This is a genomic window from Lutibacter sp. (genome assembly GCF_030692605.1).
In the GTDB taxonomy this organism is placed as follows: Bacteria; Bacteroidota; Bacteroidia; order Flavobacteriales; family Flavobacteriaceae; genus Lutibacter.
In genome coordinates this window covers 1-6,650 of the sequence record NZ_JAUYUD010000056.1, presented here as the reverse complement: position 1 = coordinate 6,650, position 6,650 = coordinate 1, and the positions used below count along the sequence as shown (strand labels likewise).

Annotated in this window: 9 protein-coding genes; all 9 read left to right on the top strand. The window is 33.9% G+C overall.

From position 1 onward, the window contains the following. Positions 1–242 precede the first annotated feature (242 nt). Complete coding sequence (locus Q8S45_RS05330) at positions 243–584, top strand: type II toxin-antitoxin system RelE/ParE family toxin (RefSeq protein WP_305601929.1); 342 nt, start codon at positions 243–245, stop codon at positions 582–584. Between the two features lie 4 nt (positions 585–588). After that, positions 589–915 (top strand): helix-turn-helix transcriptional regulator, encoded by a 327-nt coding sequence (locus Q8S45_RS05325; RefSeq protein ID WP_305601927.1) that lies wholly within the window; start codon positions 589–591, stop codon positions 913–915. A gap of 273 nt (positions 916–1,188) precedes the next feature. Then, positions 1,189–1,533, top strand: a complete 345-nt coding sequence (locus tag Q8S45_RS05320; RefSeq protein ID WP_305601925.1) for a type II toxin-antitoxin system RelE/ParE family toxin — start codon at positions 1,189–1,191, stop codon at positions 1,531–1,533. Positions 1,534–1,539: 6 nt separating this feature from the next. Next, positions 1,540–1,863, top strand: a complete 324-nt coding sequence (locus Q8S45_RS05315) for a helix-turn-helix domain-containing protein (protein WP_305601923.1) — start codon at positions 1,540–1,542, stop codon at positions 1,861–1,863. Between the two features lie 39 nt (positions 1,864–1,902). Continuing rightward, a complete protein-coding gene (locus tag Q8S45_RS05310; RefSeq protein ID WP_305601921.1) occupies positions 1,903–2,619 on the top strand; it encodes a hypothetical protein in 717 nt (238 codons plus the stop codon). Between the two features lie 88 nt (positions 2,620–2,707). Further along, positions 2,708–3,565 carry a hypothetical protein gene (locus tag Q8S45_RS05305; protein ID WP_305601919.1) on the top strand — a complete coding sequence of 286 codons (858 nt, stop codon included), beginning with the start codon at positions 2,708–2,710 and terminating at the stop codon, positions 3,563–3,565. 185 nt (positions 3,566–3,750) lie between these two features. Next, entirely contained in the window at positions 3,751–5,223 is a 1,473-nt protein-coding gene (locus Q8S45_RS05300; protein WP_305601917.1) for an alpha/beta hydrolase-fold protein, read from the top strand. A gap of 198 nt (positions 5,224–5,421) precedes the next feature. Continuing rightward, a complete protein-coding gene (locus Q8S45_RS05295; protein ID WP_305601915.1) occupies positions 5,422–5,742 on the top strand; it encodes a transposase in 321 nt (106 codons plus the stop codon). A gap of 101 nt (positions 5,743–5,843) precedes the next feature. Continuing rightward, the gene (locus Q8S45_RS05290) at positions 5,844–6,518 is read left to right on the top strand and encodes a transposase (protein WP_305601913.1); all 675 of its coding nucleotides are present in this window, start codon (positions 5,844–5,846) and stop codon (positions 6,516–6,518) included. Positions 6,519–6,650: the final 132 nt, after the last annotated feature.

The window sequence follows — 6,650 nt, the reverse complement described above, 5'->3', positions numbered from 1 at the left end:
TTAAACCCTTTTTAACACGTTCGATTTTTAATAATCTTGTGGTTAAAGTTTTTTTCAACATTCGGCAAATCGCTTCATTTACCTCCGCTTTTTTGCTATATTTGATAAAATAACCGGGGTTTTAAGACAAACTGACGTTGTGCGTCAGCTTAGAAAACCGGATCGACAGAAATAAACCAGCTTTTAGTTTCTAAATATGGAAACTTTATTTATCTTTGTGACGTTTAACAATACAGTATTGAATGAAATATTTTGAAACAAGATTTTTAGAAGAAGCAGACAAGTTCATTTCAGGACTTGACCCGAAGACTATCAAAAAAATCTTTTACAATATTGACCTTGCTGAGCAGACTAATGACCCAAAACTTTTAAAGAAACTTCAAAATGATATTTGGGAGTTTCGGACAAAATACGCAGGACTTCAAATCAGACTTCTTGCATTTTGGGACAAGACGGACAACAAAGAAACCCTAGTAGTTGCGACCCACGGTTTCATAAAAAAGGTTGACAAAGTGGCAAAAAACGAAATCGACCGTGCAATAAGACTTAAAGACAATTATTTTAATAACAAACAGAAAAAATAACCATATGGCAACTAAAGAAATCAAGACTTATTCGCTTGCCGAAATGAAGGACAAGTATATCGGTAAAGTTGGTACATCTGACCGTGACGAATACGAATACGAACTTCGTATGGACGTTTTGGGGAATATGATTAAAAAAGCAAGACAAGAACGACATTTGACACAAGAAGAACTTGGAAAACTTGTAGGAGTTCAGAAAGCACAAATCTCAAAACTTGAAAGCAGTGCCAACAGTGCGACAATTGACACCGTTTTAAAAGTTTTTAAAGCATTAAAAGCAGAGATAAATTTTAACGTAAAACTTGAAGACAACTTTGTTAAACTCGCCTGACAGAAAAAGAAAGCCGAACGCACAACAGCACCTACCCAAAAGTGGCAGTTAAGTGGTTAAATCAGGCTATGTGCTTCTATCAAAGTTTGTGCGTCTCTGACAGCGTAGTGCTTCTAATCCCCCACCATCGCAAAGCCCAAAAACGTTATGCGTCAGCATTTCCGACCGCTACCGAAAATCAAATTTTCACATAAAACGGTTTGACAAATGAAAATTTATAAGAAAGTGCTTGTTTCCCAATTAGGAAATTTATATCTTTGACAAAAATTGTGAATGAAGCCAAACTTTGACATAGAATTATTGCCCGAAGCAATTGAGTTTTTAGAAAATCTTGACGACAAAACGAGAGAAAAAATTTACTACAACATCAAAAAAGCTCAATTTGTAAATGACAATGAACTTTTCAAAAAATTGAATGACTTTATTTGGGAATTTAGGACTTTGTATAACGGTAAATCTTATCGACTTTTTTCATTTTGGGACAAAACAAACGACAAAGAAACTTTGGTTGTGGCAACACACGGAATTTTAAAGAAAACGAAGAAAACACCAACAAAAGAAATTAAAAAGGCGGAAGAAATTAGAAAACAATATTTAGAAAATAAGACAAAAAAATAAATAATTATGGCAACAAATAAATTTAAAACCGTTTCGCTTGACACAATGATTGACAAACACATTGGAAAGCGTGGAACCGAAAAACGAGAAGCGTTTGAGAATGAGTTGAGAATTGACTTGTTGGGACAAGCCATAAAACAAGCTCGACAAGAACGCAATATGACACAAGAAGAATTAGGCGTACTTGTTGGAGTTCAGAAGGCTCAAATCTCAAAGATTGAAAATAGCGTAAAAAATGCAAGATTTGAAACTATACTGAAAGTATTTGACGCTTTAGGTGCGAAAGTGAGCTTTAACGTGGAACTAAATAACCGAAAAATAGCGTACTAAAAAGTATGCCGAACGCACAACAGCAGTAATTATTAAAATATGAAATACCAGAATCTCCAAATTACTCTTGCATTTTTACTTACATTGTTGGTATGTAATGCACAAGAGTCAGGTGTACGTTGGCAAGTAAAAAATGAAAGTCCAGCCTATGGTATCACCTTGGGATATTCCTTGCCAGGAGATCAACTTCAAGCAATAATCGGAGATAAATTTAAACCTCACTTAAATGAGGATGGCAACGGATATTTAATGTTGTTCATTGCGATTTCTAAACAATATAATCTCGATAGCACTTCATACGACACTATGACAATTGCCCATATTCTCATTAGCTCACAAGGGTCATTAAATAGCCCACTTGTTATTGCTGGCGAAAATCAACAGATTAATAAAATATTTACCATGTACGACTTTAAAGTTGACATTGGAAAAATTGAACTGGAAGTAGAGCACAAAGGCGATTCTATATTGACAGAAGCAGCAATAACAACTGAGGAAGGCGTCGTTAGAATAAAAGCCACATTTCTAAATAATCCTGGAGAATCGGTGACCATTGAATCTGCCAAAGTAAGCGCACCAGCAAATCCAACTAGCTTTTTCAAAGGTGGGGAATCATACCGACCTATTCAAATAGATTCCGCTGTGATTGAAAACGAGGGTGAAAATTGGATAACACAGCTCAATTTACCATCTAAACCTGACAAAATATGGTTGAGCGTTGATTTTGTATGGGATTTTATATTTACTCGGGAGTAAGACATGATTCTAACAATAAACAAATACCATTCAAACACGCATTTATTCAAGCGACAGAACACGCTAATAACCAAATAACTATAACTATATGGCAGAAAATACAGACGAAAAACACCTTGGTAATTCGAACAATACTCAATCAGAAAAACCTTCTGGCGAAATCATTCATACTCCTGACACAGAAACTATCAATCATAATCAAGAAGCTGAAAACAAGGAAGTACGTCATCACCCAAACTTACATCCTAAATCCAAAAAGTGGAAGACATATTTTCTAGAGTTTTTAATGATTTTTCTTGCAGTAACAATGGGTTTTATCGCTGAAAATATTCGGGAGCATTTTTCTGAAAGAAAAATTGCCCGTCAAAATCTGGAAGCTTACAGAAATGACCTTCTTCAACATCAAGAACTATATACTGAATATATCAATGGACTAAACAGAGGTATACCGCTATATGATAGCATTGTTTCTGTTTTCTACACACAAAATGAAAATAAAGAATTAGCCACTTTAAGCCGCCTATTGTTAGAAGGACAAAAAAATATGATCATTGAAATAAATACACCTACTTACGACCAATTAATCAGTTCAGGTAGCATGCGGTTCATTGAAAACATTGACATTAAAGTCGGCATTACCAATTATAAAAATCAAATAGATCACTTAGCAAACTACAATAACAGAATTATTAATACGATAAACAATCAGATGGGAGAATTTGGAAAAATTGTAGATACGCATGATTTCTGGAATACTAAAAAGAACTCGGTTGATTATACTCCAGAAATGCAACCTTTCAATTTAAATCATGAACAGCGAAACTTTATAATTGCCTACTATAAAGTATTTACAGTTCAAGTAATATCCCTTTCAAATCAAATGAAAAATTTATTAAATTATAACGCTTCTCTTATAACAATGATTGACAAAGAGCTCGACAAATAAAAACGTTGATTTCAAAAGCACGAACGGACAACAAATCACAAAAATAATTGCCGAAAGTTTAGTAAATATAAACAGTGTAGTCCGCATCAAATTTGGTAGAATTTTAAAAAATCATGCTGCCGAAATCGGCTACTATTGTTACTTTAACCGTTGGCTATTAATAGAACAAACTAAAAATTAAAAAAATGAAGAAAATATATTTTAGCATCGTATTTATTTTACTGTTTTTCACAGGTGGCTTTGGCCAACAATTTAAGGCCAGTTATTCCTCATCTGTTTTTAATAAGGCATTTACAGGAAATGTGGTTGTTTATCTTTCAAAAGAGAACAAAGAACCAAAAGATGGTGCTGTAGGTATTGAACGTTTTCCTTGCTTTTCTGTTGCTGTCCAAAACGTGCAACCCGGACAAAGCGTTACTATAGATGATAAAGCGAATTCTTTTCCTACCGTTTTATCTGATATTGAGCGTGGCGATTATTATGTACAAATTGTATGGGATAGAAACCTTGGTGGTCGTTCTATTGCAAATAGTTCAGGAAATTTATTTAATGCTTCTGAGAAGATTACTATTACAAAAGACTTCAAGAAGGTTTTTAACATTGTTGCCAAAGAAATAGTTGCCGAGTATCCTGATTTTAAGGAAACCGAATATGTAAAAGCGTTAAAAGCACCTTCTGCTTTACTTACTGCGTTTCATGGAAAAGCAATGACGCTTGAGGCAGCGGTTATCCTTCCAAAAGAATACTATACTGAACCTACTAGAAAATTTCCTGTGTTGTTTAATGTTTCAGGTTATGGTGGTGATTATCATAGACTTTCAGGTACTACTGAACCAAGTAAACCGATTGACAGCATAGCGGTTATTATGGTGTATCTTGATGGGAATTGTGCTTTAGGCCATTCTGTATATGCTAATAGTGATAACAATGGTCCTGTAGGTGATGCTTTGACTTCGGAGTTTATACCTTTATTAGAAAAAACGTTTAGAGCCAATGGTGCTCGATTGTTAACGGGACATAGTAGTGGCGGATGGACGGTTTTGTGGTTGCAAACGCAATATCCAAAGGTATTTGATGGTTGTTGGTCAAGTTCGCCTGATCCTGTTGATTTTAGAAGTTTCCTGAAAGTAAATTTATTCGAAGACACAAATATGTTTTCTGATAAAGACGGTAATCAACGTTTAGTGGCAACGGTAGCAGGAGCTTTTCCTTGGGCCACAATGAAGACTATGTATACAATGGAGCATGTTATTTATCGTGGTGAACAAATGCATTCTTTTGATGCTGTATTTAGTAAAAAAGGAAGCGACGGAATGCCTGAAAGTATTTGTGACAGTAAAACGGGAGCAATAGATTCGAGCGTATTTATTAATTGGAAGAAATATGACATTGCTTTAAATCTAAGAGACAATTGGGAATCCTTAAAACCAGAATTGGATAACAAAGTTCGCGTATCTGTAGGTAAACAGGATAATTTTCTTTTAAACTACCCAGTGTATTTATTAGAAAAGCAGATGAAAGAGTTAAATTCAAATTTTCAGTTTGCTTATTATCCAGGAGATCACTTTACAATAAACACACCTGAATATTGGAAAGATGGTTTTGGATTTCTGAAACAAAAGTATTTAGAATGGATTGCTAAAACTGAAAAAAAATAACAACACTAACAGCACCTAAAAAAAATGGCGGAGAAAGTGCGCATATAAACATTTGAGCAACTAATAAACATTGTGCGTATAGACGAGTGTTCCAAAACCGCCACTTCTTTTAGCTGCCAACCGTCAGACTGCGCAAAAACTACTAACCTAAATCGCTATATTTTTCTAAAAACAGATCTTAATTATTTGTTTAATTAATTGATTATCAGTATATTTATACTATATTTAATTAGATTTATGATGGATTATATTCAAGGATTTGACAGGAATCAACTCGTAATGATGGACTTTGAATCAAATGTTGCCGCTAATTCTTGGGCGAGGGTGGTTGATTGGTTTGTAGAGATGCTTCCGCTAAAGGAATTAGGGTTTAATGATGTCCTACAAACCGAAGGACGTCCGCCCTATAATTCAGCAGATTTACTGAAATTATTTATGTATGGATACAGAAATGGTATTCGTTCTTCTAGAAAGTTAGAAGAAGCTGTAAGATTAATATCGAAGTATTATGGCTTTTAAAAGGATTACAACCTTCTGCTAGAAAAATTGCTTACTTCAGAAAAAACAATCCTAAAGCTTTTAAACAATCCTTTCGGTATTTTGTAGTTCTGCTTAAAGAAATGGATTTGATTAATGGAGAAACTATAGCCATTGATTCTTTTAAAATAAGAGCTCAGAATAGTCTAAAAAATAATTTCAATCAAAAAAAAATAGACCGCCATATCGATTATATCGATACCAAAATTGCAGAATACGAACAACAACTTGATCAGAATGATGCGCTGGAGGAATCTCAAAAAAAAGAAATTTCAAACAAGATTACTTGGCAACAAGAAAAAAAACAACGGTATCAATCTATTGGAAAAGAACTCAAACAAACGGGCGCAGCTCAAATAAGCATAACAGATCCTGATGCCAAATCTGTTATTCTTCACAGAAACATTATTAATGTGGGGTATAATATACAAGCAGGATGTGATGGAAAACACAAGTTGTTTATCAACAATGATACTGGTTCTGTTAATGATACACATGCTTTGGCTCCTATGGCATTAGATGCAAAAGAATTATTAAAAGTTGAAAAAATGAATTGCATAACAGATAAAGGATATACCACAGCAATACATATTGATACGTGTGTGAAAAATGGAATAACAACCTACTCCTCTCCAAAAGCTCACTCTTCGCAAAACAATGGTTTATTCAATACCAAGGAGTTTGTATATGATCATCTAAATGATACTTATACCTGTGCTGCAAATCAACTTTTAAAAACGAATGGAACTATCTATTAACCCGACGGCATTATATCTATAATTATCAAGCTGCATATTGAATATCTTTATGATTGAAATATTTTTGAACTCTATCTGGATTTTGAACTAACATTTGCATATGGTTTTCTAAATTTTCTTTAAGTTTTTCAT